General features: G+C 59.1%; 17 protein-coding genes. 6 read left to right on the top strand and 11 right to left on the bottom strand.

The features are described 5' to 3' along the window. Positions 1–42 precede the first annotated feature (42 nt). The 3 genes from CFT68_RS11205 to CFT68_RS11195 form a co-directional block, all read right to left on the bottom strand. Entirely contained in the window at positions 43–2,265 is a 2,223-nt protein-coding gene (locus CFT68_RS11205) for a xanthine dehydrogenase family protein molybdopterin-binding subunit (protein WP_088843498.1), read from the bottom strand. Between the two features lie 211 nt (positions 2,266–2,476). Then, a complete protein-coding gene (locus tag CFT68_RS11200) occupies positions 2,477–3,460 on the bottom strand; it encodes an FAD binding domain-containing protein (RefSeq protein ID WP_088843497.1) in 984 nt (327 codons plus the stop codon). Continuing rightward, positions 3,457–4,095 carry a 2Fe-2S iron-sulfur cluster-binding protein gene (locus CFT68_RS11195; RefSeq protein WP_088843496.1) on the bottom strand — a complete coding sequence of 213 codons (639 nt, stop codon included), beginning with the start codon at positions 4,093–4,095 and terminating at the stop codon, positions 3,457–3,459. Before CFT68_RS11195 ends, CFT68_RS11200 begins: the two co-directional genes overlap by 4 nt. A 331-nt stretch (positions 4,096–4,426) precedes the next feature. Between CFT68_RS11195 and CFT68_RS11190 the strand changes: the two genes are divergently transcribed. Together CFT68_RS11190 and CFT68_RS11185 are read left to right on the top strand one after the other, a co-directional pair. Continuing rightward, positions 4,427–5,173 carry a DUF72 domain-containing protein gene (locus tag CFT68_RS11190; protein WP_088843767.1) on the top strand — a complete coding sequence of 249 codons (747 nt, stop codon included), beginning with the start codon at positions 4,427–4,429 and terminating at the stop codon, positions 5,171–5,173. Positions 5,174–5,491: 318 nt separating this feature from the next. Beyond that, positions 5,492–6,214, top strand: coding sequence for a DUF72 domain-containing protein (locus CFT68_RS11185; protein WP_088843495.1), 723 nt, complete (start codon positions 5,492–5,494; stop codon positions 6,212–6,214). Here CFT68_RS11185 and CFT68_RS11180 read toward each other — a convergent pair. Next, positions 6,203–6,781, bottom strand: a complete 579-nt coding sequence (locus tag CFT68_RS11180) for a GNAT family N-acetyltransferase (RefSeq protein WP_088843494.1) — start codon at positions 6,779–6,781, stop codon at positions 6,203–6,205. The genes CFT68_RS11185 and CFT68_RS11180 overlap by 12 nt on opposite strands. Positions 6,782–6,929: 148 nt before the next feature. On the opposite strand from CFT68_RS11180, the gene CFT68_RS11175 reads away from it, so the two are divergent. Continuing rightward, positions 6,930–7,454 (top strand): GreA/GreB family elongation factor, encoded by a 525-nt coding sequence (locus tag CFT68_RS11175; RefSeq protein WP_088843493.1) that lies wholly within the window; start codon positions 6,930–6,932, stop codon positions 7,452–7,454. Positions 7,455–7,497: 43 nt separating this feature from the next. Here CFT68_RS11175 and CFT68_RS11170 read toward each other — a convergent pair whose 3' ends face one another. Continuing rightward, entirely contained in the window at positions 7,498–8,430 is a 933-nt protein-coding gene (locus CFT68_RS11170; protein WP_088843492.1) for a D-2-hydroxyacid dehydrogenase, read from the bottom strand. A 144-nt stretch (positions 8,431–8,574) separates the two neighbouring features. Between CFT68_RS11170 and CFT68_RS11165 the strand changes: the two genes are divergently transcribed. After that, the gene (locus CFT68_RS11165; RefSeq protein ID WP_088843491.1) at positions 8,575–9,624 is read left to right on the top strand and encodes a methyltransferase domain-containing protein; all 1,050 of its coding nucleotides are present in this window, start codon (positions 8,575–8,577) and stop codon (positions 9,622–9,624) included. A gap of 134 nt (positions 9,625–9,758) precedes the next feature. On the opposite strand, the gene CFT68_RS11160 is transcribed toward CFT68_RS11165, so the two are convergent. From CFT68_RS11160 to CFT68_RS11140, 5 genes are all read right to left on the bottom strand, one after another. Continuing rightward, positions 9,759–10,046: a YMGG-like glycine zipper-containing protein gene (locus CFT68_RS11160; protein WP_212590386.1), complete on the bottom strand. Its 288-nt coding sequence runs from the start codon at positions 10,044–10,046 to the stop codon at positions 9,759–9,761. Positions 10,047–10,231: 185 nt separating this feature from the next. After that, entirely contained in the window at positions 10,232–12,682 is a 2,451-nt protein-coding gene (locus CFT68_RS11155) for an alpha/beta hydrolase family protein (protein WP_088843490.1), read from the bottom strand. Positions 12,683–12,869: 187 nt separating this feature from the next. Further along, entirely contained in the window at positions 12,870–13,580 is a 711-nt protein-coding gene (locus CFT68_RS11150; RefSeq protein ID WP_088843489.1) for a pirin family protein, read from the bottom strand. Between the two features lie 3 nt (positions 13,581–13,583). Further along, a complete protein-coding gene (locus CFT68_RS11145) occupies positions 13,584–14,162 on the bottom strand; it encodes a nitroreductase family protein (protein ID WP_088843488.1) in 579 nt (192 codons plus the stop codon). A 133-nt stretch (positions 14,163–14,295) separates the two neighbouring features. Further along, positions 14,296–15,009, bottom strand: a complete 714-nt coding sequence (locus CFT68_RS11140) for a pirin family protein (protein ID WP_088843487.1) — start codon at positions 15,007–15,009, stop codon at positions 14,296–14,298. 232 nt (positions 15,010–15,241) lie between these two features. Between CFT68_RS11140 and CFT68_RS11135 the strand changes: the two genes are divergently transcribed. Together CFT68_RS11135 and CFT68_RS11130 are read left to right on the top strand one after the other, a co-directional pair. Next, positions 15,242–16,153, top strand: a complete 912-nt coding sequence (locus CFT68_RS11135; RefSeq protein ID WP_088843765.1) for a glutamate--tRNA ligase family protein — start codon at positions 15,242–15,244, stop codon at positions 16,151–16,153. A 126-nt stretch (positions 16,154–16,279) separates the two neighbouring features. Next, the gene (locus CFT68_RS11130; RefSeq protein WP_212590385.1) at positions 16,280–17,842 is read left to right on the top strand and encodes a dienelactone hydrolase family protein; all 1,563 of its coding nucleotides are present in this window, start codon (positions 16,280–16,282) and stop codon (positions 17,840–17,842) included. A 73-nt stretch (positions 17,843–17,915) separates the two neighbouring features. On the opposite strand, the gene nfi is transcribed toward CFT68_RS11130, so the two are convergent. Beyond that, positions 17,916–18,602, bottom strand: coding sequence for a deoxyribonuclease V (gene nfi, locus CFT68_RS11125; RefSeq protein ID WP_088843485.1), 687 nt, complete (start codon positions 18,600–18,602; stop codon positions 17,916–17,918). Between the last annotated feature and the right edge of the window lie 24 nt (positions 18,603–18,626).

The raw sequence follows: 18,626 nt of genomic DNA, 5'->3' as shown, positions 1-18,626 counted from the left end.
GAGAGAAGTAGCAAATGTGAACGACAAGCTGGCCTAGGCCACTCAGATGAGCTTGTCGGGGGTGATGGGCAGCTCCCGCACGCGCGTGCCGGTGGCGTGGTATACGGCGTTGGCCACGGCGGCCGCGAAGCCAACCAAGCCAATTTCGCCGAGGCCTTTGGCGCCCGTAGGACTGATGATGGGGTCGGGTTTATCGATGAACTGCACGTCGATTTCGGGCATATCGGCGCAGACGGGTACGTGGTATTCAGCTAGGTCGTGGTTGAGGAAGTTGCCGTAGCGGTGGTCGATGACGACCTGCTCCATGAGAGCCTGCCCGATGCCCCACACCACCGCGCCCAGCACCTGGCTGCGGGCCGTAGTGTGGTTGAGCACGCGCCCGGCATCTACTACCGATACTACGCGGCTCACGCGCACCTCGCCGGTAAGCGCATGCACGCGCACTTCCACGAAGTTGGCGCAGAATGATTTGCCGGAGTATTCCTTGAGCTCCGGCCCACCCTTCGACTGGCGCGTGACTTCCAGCATCGGCAGGTTTTGCTGCTTCAGGATATCCACGTACGAAATCCGCTTGCTGCTATCCTGGGCCAGGTGTAGCTCGCCACCCAACGTCACCAAGTCAGAAGGAGAAGCCTGGCTGAACGCGGAGCCGGTTTGATTGCGGGCCATCGTCTGAAGCTGTTCGCGTAGCGCCACGCACACCTCATGCACCACCGTGCCCACCGAGGTAGCCGTGTGTGAACCCGCCTGGATGGGCGCCGGCGGCAAAGCGGAATCACCTAGCTCAAAACGAATGTTCTGGGGGGCCACGCCGCTGGCATCGGCGGCAATCTGGGTCATAATGGTGGCCGTGCCAGGACCGGTGTCGGCGGTAGCGCTCTGGATAAGCAGGGTGCCATCAGCCATCAGGCGGGCCTTGGCCGTAGCCTCCTGCCGCTCCGATTTGTAGATGCCTGAGCTCATGCCCTGGCCTACAAGCCAGTCGCCCTCGCGCATGGCGCGGGGTGCGGGGTTGCGCTTGCTCCACCCAAAACGTTGGGCGCCGCGCTCGTAGCACTCGCGCAGGTGCTTGCTGGCCCAGGGCTTGTCGTTTTCGGGGTCAGTCTCGGCGTAGTTTTTCAGGCGTAGCGCCACGGGATCCATCTGAAGCGCGTAGGCCAGCTCATCCATGGCCGATTCGAGAGCAAACGACCCACTCGATTCGCCGGGCCCACGCGTCCAGCAGGGCGTGCTTACGTCTAGGGGCACCACCTTGTACACCGTGTTCATGTTGGGCGTGCGGTACGCCGATTTAGTGGGGTGCACAATGCGCTCCGGAAACTGCTCATACTGGGAGGTGTTGCCGAAAGCCTCATGCGTAATGCCAAGCAGGGCTCCATCCGAAGAAGCACCCAGGCCCATCTTCTGGATAGACCGTGGCCGGTAGCCCACCAGGTTGAACTGCTGCTCGCGGCGCAGCATCACCTTCACGGGGTGGCCTACGTGCTTGGCGCCCAGAATAGCCGCCGTTTCCTGGGGCCAGATGCGGGAAGCGCCGCCAAACGCGCCGCCCACAAAAGGCGAGTGAACCTGGACGTTCTCCTCAGGCAGCTGAAACAGGCGCATCAAATCCTGCTGGGCCAGCTTGGGGGCCTGCGTTTTGTTATAGACGGTGAGCTTATCGCCTTCCCACAGCGCAATGGCGGCGTGCATTTCCAAGGGGTTGTGCACCTGTATGGGTGTTGCATACTCTTGCTCTATTCTCACGGGGGCCGTGCGGTAGGCGTAGGCCTGTCCGCGGGTATAGTCTTTCTCTTTCTTGGGCTCCGTACCCTTTGTGAGGTTGGCGGCCAGGTTGGTTTGGTGGGGCAGCTGCTCGTAGGCCACCTTCACCAATGAAGCCGCATAGCGCGCCTGTTCCAGCGTTTCAGCAATGGCCAAGGCCACGGGCTGGTTGTAGAAGTGAATCTGGTCGTCGTGGAAAACCTTGATTTCCTGACCTTCTACCCGCGGATTGCTGGCGGCTGTGGCGCTGGAGTAGCCGGGTACTTTGGGAGAGTTGCGGTACGTAACTACGGCCAGCACCCCCGCTGCTTTTTCTGCCGTGGCCGTGTCGAGCTGCCTGATGCGTCCTTTGGCAACGGTACTCAGTACCAGTACTCCGTGCTTCACACCCGCCACCTGATGCTCTGCCGCATAGCGGGCCGCACCGGTCACCTTCAGCCGGCCGTCTACACGGTGCATCGGGCTGCCGACGACTCCTTCTTTGGCGGGTTGCTTGGGCATAGGATAGGGGAAATGGGGACTGGAGGTACTGGCCTAGGACGATTACTTGAGAACCTGCTGTCGGGCTTGTCGGGGCATCTCGCGTGCTCAGGTCTGTAATAGCTAGCGCAACGATTCAAGCGAAATGCTTCAACAAGCCCGACAGGACGTTTCTGTAAACAACGGTTGTCAACCCCTCCTCAGGAACTGGATTCTAGCTCTAAAGACTGCTCTAGGCCACTGCGGCGGCATTTTTCAGGGCCTGCACAATGGAGTTGGGGCCGAGCTTTAGCTTGTAGGCGTTGTGCTTAAAAGCTTTGGCGCCACGCATGGCTATGTCTGCTGCCTGGCGGAACGACTCTTCCGTGGCGGGCTTGCCCACCAGGAATTTCTCGGCCTCGTTGAGGCGCCAGGGCTTGTGCGCTACGCCGCCCATGGCCAAACGCGCATCCTTGATGGTACCGTTCTCAAGGCTCAGAGCAGCCGCTACCGAGAGCAGAGCGAAGGCGTAGGAAGCCCGCTCGCGCACTTTCAGGTAGTGCACGTTTTTGGTAAAGGGCCCGTCGGGAATATCTACGGCAGTAACCAGTTCGCCTTGCTCCAGGTTGGTGTCCTTCTGGGGCGTGTCGCCGGGGAGGCGGTGGAAGTCGGCGAACGGGATGCGTCGGTCGCCGCGGGGGCCGCTCACAAGCACGGTGGCATCGAGGGCCACCAGGGCCACGCTCATATCCGACGGGTGCACGGCAATGCATTTATCGGAGAAGCCGAAGATGGCGTGCATGCGGTTGATGCCTTCCAGAGCGCCGCAGCCGGAGCCCGGCTCGCGCTTGTTGCACGGCATAGTGGTGTCGTAGAAATACGTGCAACGGGTGCGCTGCAGCATATTGCCGCCCACGGTGGCCACGTTGCGCAACTGGGCCGAAGCACCCGCCTTCAGGGCCTGCGCCAGCAGCGGCTGCGTTGACAGCACCAGCTTATCCTCAGAAACCGCCGTGTTTGAGGCCAGCGCCCCAATGCGTAGGCCACCATTTTCGCGCTCAATTTTGCCGAGCGGCAACTTATTGATGTCCACGAGCTTTTGCGGGTTCATCACGCCGCGCTTCATCAAGTCGATGAGGTTGGTGCCGCCGGCCACGAACTGTGCCGAGGTATCCTTGGCTAGCGCATCAATGGCCGCTTTCTGCTTGGTGGGCCGAATGTATTGGAACTGGTTCATACTTTCTGACCGCCGTTTTTCACGTCCTGAATGGCCGCTACAATGTTGGAATAAGCGCCGCAGCGGCAGATGTTGCCGCTCATGTACTCCTTAATCTCTCCCTCGGAACCCGCGTGGCCCTCCCGCACACACGCCACCGCCGACATAATCTGGCCAGGCGTACAGTAGCCGCACTGGAAACCATCGTGCTTCACGAAGGCTTCCTGCATGGGGTGCAGCTTGTCGCCGTCGGCGAGGCCTTCGATGGTCGTGATTTTCTTGCCGTCTTCCATCACGGCCAGGCGCAGGCAGGAGTTTACCCGCTCACCATCTACGTGCACGGTGCAGGCGCCGCACTGGCCGTAGTCGCAGCCTTTTTTGGTGCCGGTGAGGTGCAGTTGCTCGCGCAATAGGTCCAGCAGCGTGGTGCGGGGCTCTACCGAGAGCTTGTGTTTTACGCCGTTTACTTCCAGCTTCAGCGGTACTTTCTCGAAAGCCGCCGCTACTTTTTCGTCCCAGGCCGCCTCAGCAGCATGCAGCATTGGCCCCGGTGTGAGGGCAACGGCCGTGAGCAAGGTTGATTTTTTTAGAAAATCCCGACGGTTGCCGTCGTGGCCTGCGTTTTCCGGAGGAGTTCCAGGTTTCTCGTCTGCCATAATTCAAAGAGTGATGGCTGAGCTCCGGGAGCCCGCCAGTGAGTAGTCAGGGGAATTGCCGCGTATAAGTCAGCGGACGTAGAAAAGGGGTTGCCAATCCGCACCGTTGCCATTCAGGCACAGATTTTTGTTTACGTAGCCAAATGGGTGAGGTTGAGCAGCTGGTTGGTAAAATGTACGTGATGTGAATTAGCCTAACAACGATGCCTGCGAGATGTCTTGGCAACCTCGACACGATGTTCTTTCGGCAGTTCAGTATTCCCAAAGCTCTACACTAGAAGCCGCCAGGCCACTGGTTGCGTAGAAGCTCGTTTACCATTTGCTGCGCATCATGCCGGAAATTCATATTGGCTGTTCGGGTTTTCATTATCGGGATTGGAAAGGCGTGTTTTATCCGCCAGAGTTGCCTCCACGGAAGTGGTTTGGGTATTACTGCACCCAATTCAATACGCTGGAGCTGAACGTGACCTTCTACAAAATGCCGGAGCTGAAGGCATTGGAAACCTGGTACGACCAAAGCCCCGAAGGCTTTCAGTTCGCGGTGAAGGCCCCGCGCATCGTCACGCACTACAAGAAGTTCAACGCCGAAGCCGCACCCGTGCTGGCCGATTTTTACGGAACCGTACGCGAAGGACTGCGCGAAAAACTAGGGCCGATTCTGTTTCAGCTTCCACCCAAGGCGGCCTACACGGAGGAGCTGATGGGCCGCATGCTCGAAAACCTCGATCCGGAGTTCAACAACTTCGTGGAGTTTCGGCACCCCAGTTGGTGGGAAGGGGAGGTGTTCCGCGAGTTGGCTCGCCACCACATCAGCTTCGTGGGCCAGAGCCACCCGATGCCGCTGCCCGATGAGGTAGTGGCCAACACCGACATGGTGTACTACCGTTTTCACGGCGTGCCGGAGCTGTATAAGTCGTCGTACAGCGAGGAGTTTCTGCAACGCATAGCCGATGAAATACAAGCCGCGCCAAGCGTGAAACAGGCCTACGTGTACTTCAATAATGGCATTGGCGGGGCGGGCGTGCTCAACGCCTATACGCTGCGGAAGCTGCTGGAAGGAACGGCTAAGGTGGCCTAGGAAAGCCCGGAAGCTAGCTCAACGCTACCAACCTCGCCGGATAAGGCGCCGTAGGCCAGAGTTAGAAATGGTACTCTGAGAAATACTCAGAACGTCATGTCGAGTTTGTCGAGACATCTCGCGTGCTGATGTTGTGTGACTAACCCGATAACTCTAGCACGTCATCCTGAGCTTGCGAAGGATCTTCTCACGTGGGCACGAGGCGCTAGGCCACTTGTTCAGGCGTGAGAAGATCCTTCGCAAGCTCAGGATGACGGGCTTTTGAAGACAATTTACCTCATCACCACCTTACCTCATCACCACCTTACCTCTTACCTCATGCCTGCTTGGCACATTGGCTGTTCTGGCTTTCATTACAAGCATTGGAAGGGCTCCTTCTATCCCGAAAAGCTGCCTCAGCGGCGGTGGTTTGAATTCTACAGTCAGCACTTCCAGACGCTGGAGCTGAACGTGACCTTCTACCGCTTTCCGCAGCTCTCGTTTCTGGAGCCGTGGTATCAGAATAGCATTCCGGAGTTTCGGTTTGCAGTGAAAGCGCCCCGGCTCATTACGCACTACAAGCAGTTTCATGATACCACGCAGCTGCTCGCCGATTTTTACGGCACTGTGCAGGAGGGCCTAAAGGAAAAGCTGGGTCCCGTGCTTTTTCAGCTGCCGCCGCGCATGACGTTCTCCGAGGAGCGCCTCCTGCGCATCGTGGAAAGCCTCGATCCGGCCTACCAGAATGTGCTGGAGTTCCGGCACCTGAGCTGGTGGGAGGGACAGGTGTTTCAGGAACTCTCGCGACGGCGCATTGCCTTCGCCGGCCAGAGCCACCCGCATCTGCCCGATGAGGTGGTGGCCAACACCGACTTTCTGTACTACCGCTTCCACGGCACTCCGGAGTTGTATAAGTCGCCGTACAGCGAGGATTTTCTGCGCCGCATCACCAACGAAATTCAGGACAGCCAGCACGTAAAACAGGCCTACGTATACTTCAATAACGATATTGATGCCTCGGCCATCGGCAACGCCAAGCAGATGCAGGCTTTAGTGGCCTAGGCTCTTTTGCTGGGCCAGCCACTCTTCTCGTAGCAGTGCATACTGAAATTCATCGCCCCAAGCTCCTTTAAACCAGATGTTTTGGCGAAAGTGAGCCTCGCGGCGCATCCCAATTCTTTCGAGCAAGCGGGCCGTGGGCAGGTTTAGGCTATCGGTGACGGCAACCACCCGGTGCAGCTGCAAGTCCGTGAACAGATACTGGAATAAGGCCTGCAGGGCCTCGGTGGCATACCCTGAGCCTTGAGCAGCGGCAGACAGCGTAACACCGATTTCGGCTATTCGGGGTTCGTGCTCATGCAAATGCAGCGCACAGTCGCCGAGCAGCTTGTTTGTGGCGCGCTCCGCAATGCCTATCTGGACCCAGCCGCCAGGTGCTGCGGGCACTGGCTGCTGTCCGTACTTTGCCAGAAACTCGGTAGCCTGCGCCAAACTATAAGGCTCCCAGCTCTGATAACGAGCAATTTCAGGGTCGGCCCGATACGCAGCAAACGCTTCCAGATCGGAGGGTTGCAGTGGGCGTAAGATTAGGCGAGAAGTAGTTAGGCGAAAGTCTGCGTGTTCTGACATGGGAAGAGAAGAGAAGGCGGAAGGTAACTAGGAGTATTAGGCTTCAAGCAATCAAGTAGTAAGAACTGGTGTAGCAGTCAGAGAAATTCTGAAGTGCAGCCGATAAGGGACTCGCAACCACCCGTCTTTCGCTGCGTTAAAAATCAGCATGAGCCGCGCATTCACCAAAGAAGACGATTCCCTCGAAGCTCCCATTATTCCGCCTCGGCCGGCCCTGCCGCCCGGCTCGCCCAACTATGTCACGCCCACTGGCCTAGAGCAGCTCCGCGCCGAGCTGGCGACGCTTGAAGCGGAGCGCACAGTGGCCGAAGCCAACCGCGAAAACGAAGCCGACCGCACCCGTCAGCTCACGGTGTATAACGGCCGCATCACGGCCCTGAATGACCGCATTGCCAGCGCCAAAGTGGTAGACCCACGCGGGCAACCCGCCAAGGAGGTACGCTTCGGAGCTACCGTTACGCTCGTAACGCGTAGCGGCGGCAAGCCCGGCCTGGAGCGCCGCTTCACGATTGTGGGAGTGGATGAGGCTTCGGTGGCGGAAGGCAAGGTGGCTTTCGTGGCGCCTATTGCGCGGGCGGTGCAGGGCGCCAAACTAGGCAAAACCGTCACGCTACGCCTCGGCCCCAAAGAAGAAGTAGTAGAGGTGACTAGTATTACCTACGAGGTGGCCTAGCGGCTTCTCTAGAGTGTACCACATCGTTCAGCGTGTGTGGCGCTCAATACCCGCGGCTCAGCTCCACTTGGTTTTCCAGCGGCTCTTGATGGCGCAGATGGTGCAGGTTGCGCAGCAGAATCCGCACTTTGCCTTCATCTTCCTCGGGCTGGCCGCCGCCGCTGTGCTGAGTGAGCAGCACGTTAGGTATAGTCCAGAGTGGGCTATCAGTGGGCAGGGGCTCTTGGGCAGTCACATCGAGCACGGCCCCGCCGAGACGGCCAGCCTGCAGGGCGGCAATCAGGGCGGGCTCGTCGGTGGTGTTGCCGCGGCCTACGCTGGCATAAATGCTGCCGGGTGCCATGGCGTTGATAAGCTCGGCGGAGAAGAAGCCGGCGGCGCTGCCGGGCAGGCAGTTCACCACGATATCCGTCTCGGGGAGGGCAGCTTTCAGTTCCTCTTTCGAATGCAACTGAGCCTTTGGGTCGGTGCGGGCCAGGAATCGAACGGCGCTGGTAAAGCCGGAGAGCTGTTGTGCCACGGCTTGCCCAATGGCGCCACTGCCCAGAATAACTATCCGCTTATCCCGCAGTAGGCCAGTTTGCTGCCGTACGGGCACGCCCTCCCAGTGCTTTTCGGCTTGCCAAACCGCCAGCTTCGGGATGCACCGATAGAGGCCTAGCAGGCCCGCCAGCATCGTTTCGGCGCAGGGCCACGCGAAAAAGTCGCCCACGTTGGCCACCGGGCAGCTGAGCTGTACCGCGTGGTAACGCTCAATACCGGCCGAGTCTATCTGCCAGAACTGTAGGCCACTCGGGGGCAACTGGAACCACTCTACGGGCGGGTTGCCGAGCAGGATTTCGGTTTGCTGGAAATTGGATTGCTGCTGCTGCGGCGCCAGATCTTGCCGGAATGTCGGAACCACATCGGTGGGAAGCTGTTGAAGCAACAAGGCCCGGGCCGAGTCGGAGAGGGTAGGGTAGATAAACAGACGCATAGGCCCTCATACTACCGCTTCCGGCCGAAGGGTTGCAGGAGCCGCTGTAACTACCTGAAAAACTGCCGCCATTCTGCTCCCTCAGCCCGCGCCAAGGGGCTGTTACGTACCTTGCCCAGGCAACCTTAGACGCTTCTCAACCCCATGGAAGAACAAATTCAACAGCAGGTCCAAGATTACTACGGTCAGCAACTGCGCACCAGCCAGGATCTGAAAACTAATGCCTGCTGCACCGACGATATTCCGGCCGAGCACAAGCGCATTCTGGCCCAGCTGGAGCCCGAAGTGCTGGAAAAATACTACGGTTGTGGTGTGTGCGTGCCCCCGGCCGTGGAAGGCTGCACGGTGCTAGACCTGGGCAGTGGCAGTGGCCGCGACGCCTATTTGCTCTCCAAGCTGGTAGGCGAGCAGGGCCACGTCATTGGGGTGGATATGACCGAAGAGCAGCTCTCGGTAGCGAGGCGCCACATCCAGGCGCACACCGAGAAGTTCGGCTACCAGCAGCCCAACGTGGAGTTTCGGCATGGCTACATCGAGGACCTGCGTACTGCCGACCTGGCCGATAACAGCGTGGATGTGGTTGTGAGCAACTGTGTTCTCAACCTCAGTACCGATAAAGAGGCCACCTACCGCGAGATTTTCCGGGTGCTGAAGCCCGGCGGCGAGCTGCACATCTCCGACGTATTCGCCGACCGCCGCGTGCCCGAAGCCTTACGCCAGGATCCGGTACTGTACGGCGAGTGCCTCAGCGGCGCGCTCTACATCGACGACTTCCGCCGTCTGCTCCTGAACCTGGGCATCCGCGACTACCGCCTCACGGAGCAGCGCCGCCTCACCATCAACAACCCCGAGATTGAGGCCAAAGTCGGCAACATCAAGTTCTATTCGCTCACGCTGCGCGCCTTCAAGCTCGACCTGGAAGACAAGTGCGAGGACTACGGTCAGGTAGCCATCTACCAGGGTACCGTGCCCGGCCAGCCCCACGCCTTCGAGCTCGACGACCACCACCGTTTTGAAACCGGTAGGCCTATGCTCGTGTGCGGCAACACCGCCGACATGGTCAGCCGCACGCGCTACGGTGCGCACTTCAAAGTGCTCGGCAACAAAGACCAGCACTTCGGCCTGTTTCCCTGCGGCCCAACTCCGGCTACGGAAGGCGCAGGTGCCGCTGACGCGGTTTCCTGCGGCTGCTAGGCCAGTTATGCATTGCTTCTAGCAGTAGTTCTGTTGCCGTTTCAACAGTCTTGAAGCGCCTTTCAAAATATTCACAACCAACAAAAAGCCCCGATCTGGCTAGATCGGGGCTTTTTGTTGGTTGTGAAATCAGGTTACTTCTTGTAGGTTTTATACCGAGCGGGGTCTTTTTTCTTGTCTTTGTTGCGGCCAACCACGCCACCGGCAGCGGCGCCAACTACGCCACCAACCACAGCACCTTTACCGCCGCCCAGAACAGCCCCGGTTACGGCACCGGCACCACCGCCAATGGCGGCACCTTTGGCTTTTTTACTCCAGCCTTTTTTAGGAGCAGTCTGCGCTTCAGCCGTTTGAGGTGCAGCCGTAGCGCCCAACAGCAGAACAGCCGAAAACATGGCGATATATCCTTTCAACGTCTTCATAACGTGTGGGTTTTAGGGAAGAGAAACGATTAGTAAGCCTTAAAACGTAAGCGCTAAAGTTCAGGTTGTAGTTGAGCGTCGTTATTATCTGGGCGCTCTGAGTGAAGAAGTTGTATGTCACTAAGGAGCAAAAAAACAACCCCAGGCTAGTGGCCTAGGGTTGCTGGGAAAAGTAGCCGAATGCTTTACTTAACTGGGGCGTTGCTGGCCTCGGGCGTAGCTACGGCGCTGCCGGGGTTCTTCACGTATTTATCCAGCCAGGAGTTCATTTCCCAGAGCATGTGCATGATGGACTCGCGGGCCGCGTAGCCGTGCGACTCTGCTGGCAGCACCACATAGCGCACCGTGGCGCCGTGGCCTTTCAGAGCGTTGTAGAACCGCTCGCTCTGGATGGGGAAGGTGCCGGAGTTGTTGTCGGCCTCGCCATGAATCAGCAGAATGGGTGTCTTGATCTTATTGGCGTAGTTGAACGGCGACATCTGATTGTACACCTCAGGCGCCTCCCAATAGGTGCGCTCTTCGCCCTGGAAACCGAAGGGCGTAAGCGTGCGGTTGTAGGCGCCGCTGCGCGCAATACCCGCTTTAAACAAGTCGGTGTGCGCCAGCAGGTTCGCGGTCATGAAGGCGCCGTAGCTGTGGCCCATCACGGCCACGCGCTTGGCATCTACCACGCCCAGGCGCACCCCTTCGTCGATGGCGGCTTTAGCCGAAGCCTTGAGTTGCTCTACGTAGGTGTCGTTAGGCTCCTTGGTGCCCTCGCCCACAATCGGGATGCTGGTGCCTTGCAGCACGGCGTAGCCCTGCGTTACCCAGAATACGGGGGAGCCCCAGTTGAGGCGCGTGAAGGTGTAGGGCGAGCCTTTGACCTGGCCAGCGTCCTTTTTGTTCTTGAACTCTACGGGGTAGGCCTCCATCAGGGTAGGCAACGGGCCGTCTTCCTTCTTGTAGTTTGGGGGGAGGTAGAGGTTGGCCGTGAGTTCCACGCCATCGGCACGCTTGTACTTCAGTACCTGCTTCTGCAGGTTGCCGAGGCTGGCATAAGGGTTGGCGAATCTGGTGAGGGGCGTCACTTTATTGCTGCGTGCATCGCGCAGCACGTAGTTCGGGGCCTCCTGCGCTGATTCGCGGCGGGTGGCGAACAGACGCTTGTTGAGGTCGAGCAAGGCCACGGGCACCTCGTAATAAGGGGCCTCGGAGCGCCACCAGCGCTGGCTTTTCTTGGTGCGTACGTTTAGCTCATCCACGAAAGGACGGTCGCCTTCCGCTGAGGCGCCAGTGCCCAGCAGATAGATAGATTCGCTGGTGCCGTCGGTGGCCAGCACGTAGCGGCCCTGGGCGTTGCGCGTCAGGTAAGGGGTGCCGGGGTCGGCGTACGTGTCTTGCGTAGAGCGGTCGAAGAGCGGGGTGAGGGAGGTTTTGGTCGCCAGATCCAGCGTCCACATCGTCTCGTGGCGGTCCGACCAGCGGCGACCTTCTACGAGGGCCAGCTTATCGGTACCCCAATGGATGTCCTGGAAGCGCAACGGCAGAGCCGCCAGCTCCTGCGGCTGCCCATCGAAAGGAGCAGGCAGCGCAAAAATCCGGTCGCGTACGTCGGTGGTTTTCTTCGGGTCGCCACCGTCCTGGGCTTCTACCCAGAAAATGGTGTTGGGAGCGTCTTCGCGCCAGCCGTGGCGGCGCTGGCCAGTGGGCACGGCGTCAAAGCTGGTGGGTACGTTATCAGCCAGCGGCAGCTCGGCCAGTTCTTTTACTACCAAGCCTTCCAGGTTGATGACTTCTACCCGCATCGGGAAGCTGCTCACGGGCAGGGTATAGGAGTAGGGGCGGTGGCGCTTTTTCACCAGAATAAAGCGGCCGTTGGGCGAGGGCTCGGCTTCCTGCACAATGCCGGGCTGGCCTAGTGGTGCCATGCGTCCATCGAGGCCCACTTTCACTACCTGCGCTAGGCCATAGTAATCGAAAAGGCGTTCATCAACGGGGGTGTGCAGCAAATCCTGGTAAGTGCGGGCGCCGGCGGCTTTGCCCACATTTTCCTGAATAACTGGGCCGGCTGGCGCTGCCAGAGTGCTGGGCGCCTCGCCGCGGCCACCTACTACGGCGCGGGCAATGAGGGTTTTGCTATCCGACATCCACTCGTAGCTGGAACCGAAAATGCCGTTCAGAAACAGGTTCGGGACCAGGCGGGCCGAAGCCGAAGCTACATCAACCAGCCACAGCTCAATGTGGTCGGAGGTAGTGTGCGTGAAGGCAATTTTCGTGTTGTCCGGCGACCATTGCACCTCGCTGATGCGGGCTTTGGCCGGCAAACCCTGCACCAGCAGCTCCTTGCCCTCGGGCAGGCGGCGCAGGCGCAGGTTGGTGGCATAGTTCACGCGGCTGGCGCCATTGGTGCGCGGGTTGATGCGTAGGCCAGCCAGGCGCAGTTCCGGCTGCGAAACATCCGAGATGGCGGGCATCGCCTGCACATCCTGCAACAGCATCCATTGGCCATTGGAGGCAAAGCTCACGCGCGGAATAGGTGGCGCATCGGCCAGGGCCGCAATAGCTTTAGGCGGTAGCTGGTAGGGCAGCTCCTGGGCCTGCGCGAGGCCGAGTGCAGCACCGCTCAGGGCCAACGTGAGGAGAAGTATCTTCATACAGTCAATTCGGGAAGCAGGAAAGAAGTATAAAACAAAGGACGGAACATTGCCCCGAATTTTCTAGTACTAGTTGCAACCTATCAGAGAGTTGCGCCAGACTGGCCGTGCGGCGCTTATACGGGCTTAATGCAAAAAGCCTTTCCCGTGAGGGAAAGGCTTTTTACTGAGACATTTCTGCCCGGATTTAATGATTGACGGGGGCCTCAATCACAATAAACTGGCTCTCGGCTGTAGCCTCTATACGCACCAGGTTGGTTTCCCAGAGACCGATGCTTTCGCGCCGGCTCACGGCCTGGCCGTTCACGGTTAGGTGGCCATCCATCACGAAGATGTACACGCACTTATTCAGGGGATTGAGCGCATATTCCAGGTGCTGGCCGGCCTCGTAGTGGCCTAGCGAAATCCTGGCGTTCTGGTTGATCCAGCAGTGCGCCGTGCCTTCCTCGTTGCTGACAACCGTGGTGAGCTGGTTGCGGCGCTTCTCCTGCGGGAAATGGCGGCGCTGATAGCGGGGCGTCACGTTCTGCAGCTTAGGCTCAATCCAGATCTGCAGGAAGTTCACCTCGTCGTCGCCCACGTTGTGCTCCTCGTGGCGTAGGCCACTGCCGGCGCTCATAATCTGCACCCAATCTTTGTGCACCACCTCCTTATAGCCCAAGGAGTCAATGTGGTTCATGCTGCCGGCCAGCATAATGGAAATGATTTCCATGTTGGCGTGGGCGTGCAGGCCAAACCCGTTGCCGGGCTGTACAAAATCGTCGTTGAACACGCGCAGCAGCCCAAAGCCAGCCCGCTCTGGGTTGGCGTAGGGGCCGAAGCTGAGCGAAAAGTTGCTTTGCAGCCACCCAATGTCTTTCAGGCCACGGTCGGCGGCCGATGTAATACGAAATGGCATAACCTAATTGGGTAACTGGTTGCGGAAAGCAATATCGGCGTGGTGCTTGCGCTGGCGCGGGGCCTTTTCGCGGCTCAGGAAGGGCTCCTCCAGCTGCTCGGCTTCGCCGATGTAGCCCAAGGCAATGATGACCACCGGCTGCAGCGACTCGGGCAGCTCAAACAGCTCGCGGGTTTTGGCCTGATCGAAGCCGCCCATGAAGTGGCCGTGCAGGCCTAGCGCGGTTGCTTCTGTAATCAGGTTGGCGTTGGCCATACCCAGGTCGTGAAGGGCGGCGCCGTTGGGCGTGCCGTTATCGTAGTGGGTTTTGGCCAGAGCCAGGATCAGGACGGGCGCATTCTTGGCCCAGGGCTGGTTGCCGGGGAGCAGGCAGTCTACCATTTTCTGGAAGCTTTCCTGGTCCGACTTATGGGCGTAGATGTAGCGCCAAGGCTGCTCATTCATGGCGCTGGGAGCCCAGGAAGCGGCTTCAAACACCTGGTTGAGCGTTTCCGGATCTACGGGCTGCTGGGCGAAAGAACGCGGGCTCCAACGCTTGCTGATGCTCTCCTGAATAGGATAAGCGGTGACGGCAGTTTTCATGATAAGTTGATGCGCTGATTTTATGATAGTGTTGTCATGCCGACCGAAGGGAGGAATATGAGTTGGCTTCTAGGCCAGTAACCCAGCTTCCTCGCCTCCGGCTCGCCATGACAGCGGTACAGTTCCGACTGGCCTAGAGGTCCATGGGTACTTCCATCAACAACAGGCGAGTGTTTGAATCGCCTTGTACGGTGAAGGAAGTCGTGTCCCATACGCCGAAACCGTCGCGGCGGTGCAGAGCCTGGCCGGCCACCGTGGCATCGCCTTCCAGCACAAACACATACACGCCGTTACCGGGCTTTTTCACTTGATACTCGGCTTCGAAACCGGCATCAAAATCGGCCAGATGGAACCACGCGTCCTGGTGAATCCAGACGCCGGCATCATCGGGGTTCGGGGAAAGCACCTGCTGGAACTGGTTGTGGCGGTCTTCGGCCCGGAAGGTCTGCTGATCGTAGCGAGATGGTACGTTGCGCTTGTTCGGGAACACCCAGATCTGCAAGAACTTCACCTGCTCCGTGTGGCTGTGGTTTTTTTCGCTGTGCGCGATGCCCGTGCCGGCGCTCATCACCTGCACATCACCGCTCCGGATAATGCCGTGGTTGCCGGCGCTGTCCTTGTGCTCCAGCGTGCCCTCCAAGGGAATACTAATGATTTCCATGTTATCGTGGGGGTGGGTGCCGAAGCCGTTTCCCGCCGCCACGGTGTCATCATTCAGCACGCGCAATACCCCAAAATGCATGCGCTGTGGGTTGTTGTAGCCCGCGAAGCTGAACGTGTGGTAAGAGTTGAGCCAGCCGTGGCTGGCGTGTCCGCGAGAGTCGGCGGTATGAAGGAGCGTTTGCATAATCTAAGGTGAAAAGTGGCCTAGGCCAGTGGTTCAGGGTTCAAAGGTAATGTAATATATGTACATACATAGGTTAAATGTCAAAAGTTCTCGCTTAACCAAAATATTTATATCAGTCTATGTATTGAGAAGGGCCGCAATGGCTTGTTGCAGAAGTAGGAGGGAAGTGGCCTGGCGCCGCTGGTTGGGCCGCATTGCGCCGGAAGGCTGTATTTTGCCAGCCGACTGGCCTATGGAATTTCCTGCTTCTCCTGTTGTTTCGCGCCTGGCGCCCACGCCCAGCGGCTTTCTGCATCTCGGCAACGCCGTCAATTTTACCCTGACGTGGCTGCTGGTGCGCCGCGCCGAGGGTCAGCTGCATCTGCGCATCGATGATCTGGACCGCGCCCGGTTCCGGCCCGCGTACTTAGAGAACATCTTCCGCACCCTGGAGTGGCTCGGCCTCGACTACGACCACGGCCCCAACGGCCCCGATGATTTCGAGCGGCACTATTCCCAGCGCTACTTTCTAGGCCACTATAAAGCCGCATTGCAAGTGGCCCAGGCCACTTACCCCGGTTTGTTTTACGCCTGCCGCTGTTCCCGCACGGAGCTAGCCCGGCTGGCCCTGCTCGATGGCCGCTACCCCGGCACCTGCCGCCCCGTTCAGCTGCCGATTGATGCTACGGATGTGGCCTGGCGCGCCCACGTACCAGAAGCCGCCCAAATCAGCTTCCCTGATTTAGGTCAAGGGCCTATGGTGGTGCCGCTAGGCCAGTCGCTAGGCGATTTTGTGGTGCGCAAGAAGGACGGCGTAGCGGCGTATCAGGTAGCCTCGGTGCTGGATGATGTGCGACTGGGCACCACGCTTATTGTGCGTGGGCTGGACTTGCTGCCCAGCACCGCCGCCCAGTTGTGGCTAGGTCAGTACCTGCCGAAGGCGGAAGGCTTCCAGAAAACACAGTTTCTGCACCACGGCTTGCTGGCGGATGAGCATGGGCAGAAGCTCTCCAAATCAACGCAGGCCGGCCATCAGCGCGGAATACTGGCAGAAGCTAGCGGACCGCAGATGGTGTATGCCGCCGTAGCTCGGTTGCTAGGCCTGTCGTCGGAAGCAGGCGAGTCATTGGCGAAGCTGCAGGCGGAAGTACAGCGACTGGCCTAGCAGTGTGGTACGCCAGCCCACAATGAGTCGAATATTGATTTTTTTATGCAAAGTACCTTGCATTGCATAGTAGCAGTTTGTATGTTTGGGCATCAGGAGTTTGCTAGCCTTTTCAATCTTCTTCTTATGTTACGCTCTGGAATACTTCGCATCGTTCTGCTCGTGCTACTGTGTAGTATGGGCTATGTTGCGCAGGCAGAATCTGGTTTTGCCGGACTCACGCGCGGGCCACACGCCGTAGGAATGCGGGTGGTGCAACAATATGACTACACGAGGGCCTATAAAGGCCGCACCGATGCCGTAACCGGGAAGCCAGTCACTGGCGAGCGGGCCCGGCCCGTACAGACGTTGGTGTGGTACCCCGCCCAGAAGGGAGGAACTCCCATTCGGTATGCGGACTATCTGCGCACCGAAGCTACTGATGAGAACTTCACCCGAACCGATGCAGAAACCGACGCTTTCTTGGCTAATAAGCTACAGTGGGTGGCCGCCAGAGTAGGGCAGAAGCAGGCACAGAAACTATTTGATCAGCGCATGTGGGCCGTACGGAATGCTGCTACTGCTGCCGGCAAATTTCCGGTAGTGATTTATGCGGCCGGTGGCGGCAGCACAGCGCACGACGCGGCCGACTTATGCGAATACCTCGCCAGCCACGGCTACGTAGTGCTGGCCAGCCGCAGCCTGGGCACGCACACTAGCCTCATGAACTTTGACCAGGAAGGACTCGACAGTCAGGCCCGCGATATGGCGTTTCTGCTGTCGTATGCCCAAAGCTTACCGCAGACCGATATGGCCCATGTAGCTGCCGCGGGCTGGAGTTGGGGTGGCCTCGCCAATGCCTTGGCGGCTTCCCAAGACTCGCGCATTCAGGCGTTGGTCAGCTTCGATGGAACCCAGTACCGCGACAATACCAAAGCCGTATCGCGCACCCAGCTCACGGTGCCGTGGCTGTACGTGCAGCGCCGGCCCGAATCGGTGCGGGAGCTGAGTGCCAACGAGATGGAAACCTCATCAATGCTGCTCAATGAGGCCAAGTACGCCGACCTATACCACGTAGTGATGAATCCCATGGAGCATCTGGATTTCTCCACGGTGGCTTTGCGCGTGGCTCAACCAGAGCACTTCATGGAGTACTCCCGCGCCGAAGTGGAAGCCGCTTACCACTGGACCTGCCGTTACACATTAGAATTCCTGAACGCCACCCTAAAGATAGCTCCAGCTGGCCAGCAGTTCCTGAACCGCACACCCGCCCAAAATGGCGTACCGGCGCATATGGCCCGGGTCTACCACCTTCCGGCCCAAACCGGCCCCGTGCCCACGCAGGCTGGCTTTGCAGCCGCGCTGGCCCAGGAGGGCTTCGGCCACGCACTGGAAATCTACCGGCGGGTGCAGCAGCAGGACGCCGCATTTACCCTCTCCGAAGGCGCGCTTAATAACTGGGGGTATCAGCTGATGCGCGACGCCCACGACCTGCCGGCAGCTCTAGCCATCTTCCGCCTTGGCACCGAGCTCTACCCTAACAGCTTCAACCTCTTCGATAGCCTGGGTGAAGCCGATGAAAACAACAAGGATACCTCTTCGGCTATCATGCACTACCGCCGCTCCCTGGAACTGAACCCCAAAAATAGCAATGCCGAGCAACGCCTGAAAGCATTGGGTGCTCCTGCCGCAGGCTCAGCCGGAAAATAGCTCCTTGGTTGAAGGAAATAGTGGCCTAGGGAAATGCTCAAGCAGCTTATTAGAAAGAAGTGCGGTAACCTGGTTACCGCACTTCTTTTTTAAACTCTTCGGCCCAATGGTCGGCGAGGCGGGTGGGCTCGGGGAGCTTATAGCCGCGCAGGCAGGCCAGCGTGAGGCGGGTAGCGGTAGCCTGGTCGCAGCGGTGGCCGGGGCTCACAAACAGCGGGTTGATTTTGTCTTTGCTGCGGATTACTTCGCCCAGCAGCTCCCCATTTTTATCGAGGAGCGGCGAGATGCTGCCTTTCGTGAGGCCAGGCTCCACAAATGTGCCGGTGAGCTTCTGTTTGGCTACGCCGAAAGTAGGTTTATCGAGCAGTACGCCCAAGTGCGCAGCAATGCCCATGCGGCGTGGGTGCGCAATGCCGTGGCCATCTACCATAATGATGTCGGGCTTTTGCTGCAGCTTCTCGTAGGCCAGTAGCACGTTGGGTGCTTCGCGGAAGGACAGCAGGCCAGGGATGTAAGGCAGCTGCACCACGCTGGTTGCGTACACTTTCTCCACAATTTCCAGGGACGGAAAGCGCATCAGGATAAATACCGATAAGATGGTTTCCGGGGTCGGGAACGAGGAGTCGCAGCCGGCAATGAGGGTGGGCTCGGCGGCCAGCGGCTCCAGCCGCACGCGGGCGCGCATGTCGTTCTGCAGGTTGGTCAGGTCGCGTACAATGAGCGGATCGGCGGGGGGCGTGTAGGGGCGGTAGTAGGCCATAGCGGAGCAAGTGAGGGGAGGTTT

The sequence above is a fragment of the Hymenobacter gelipurpurascens genome, assembly GCF_900187375.1.
In the GTDB taxonomy this organism is placed as follows: domain Bacteria; phylum Bacteroidota; class Bacteroidia; order Cytophagales; family Hymenobacteraceae; genus Hymenobacter; species Hymenobacter gelipurpurascens.
The sequence above is the reverse complement of the archived record's forward strand: the minus strand, read 5'-3'. Positions and strand labels throughout refer to the sequence as shown.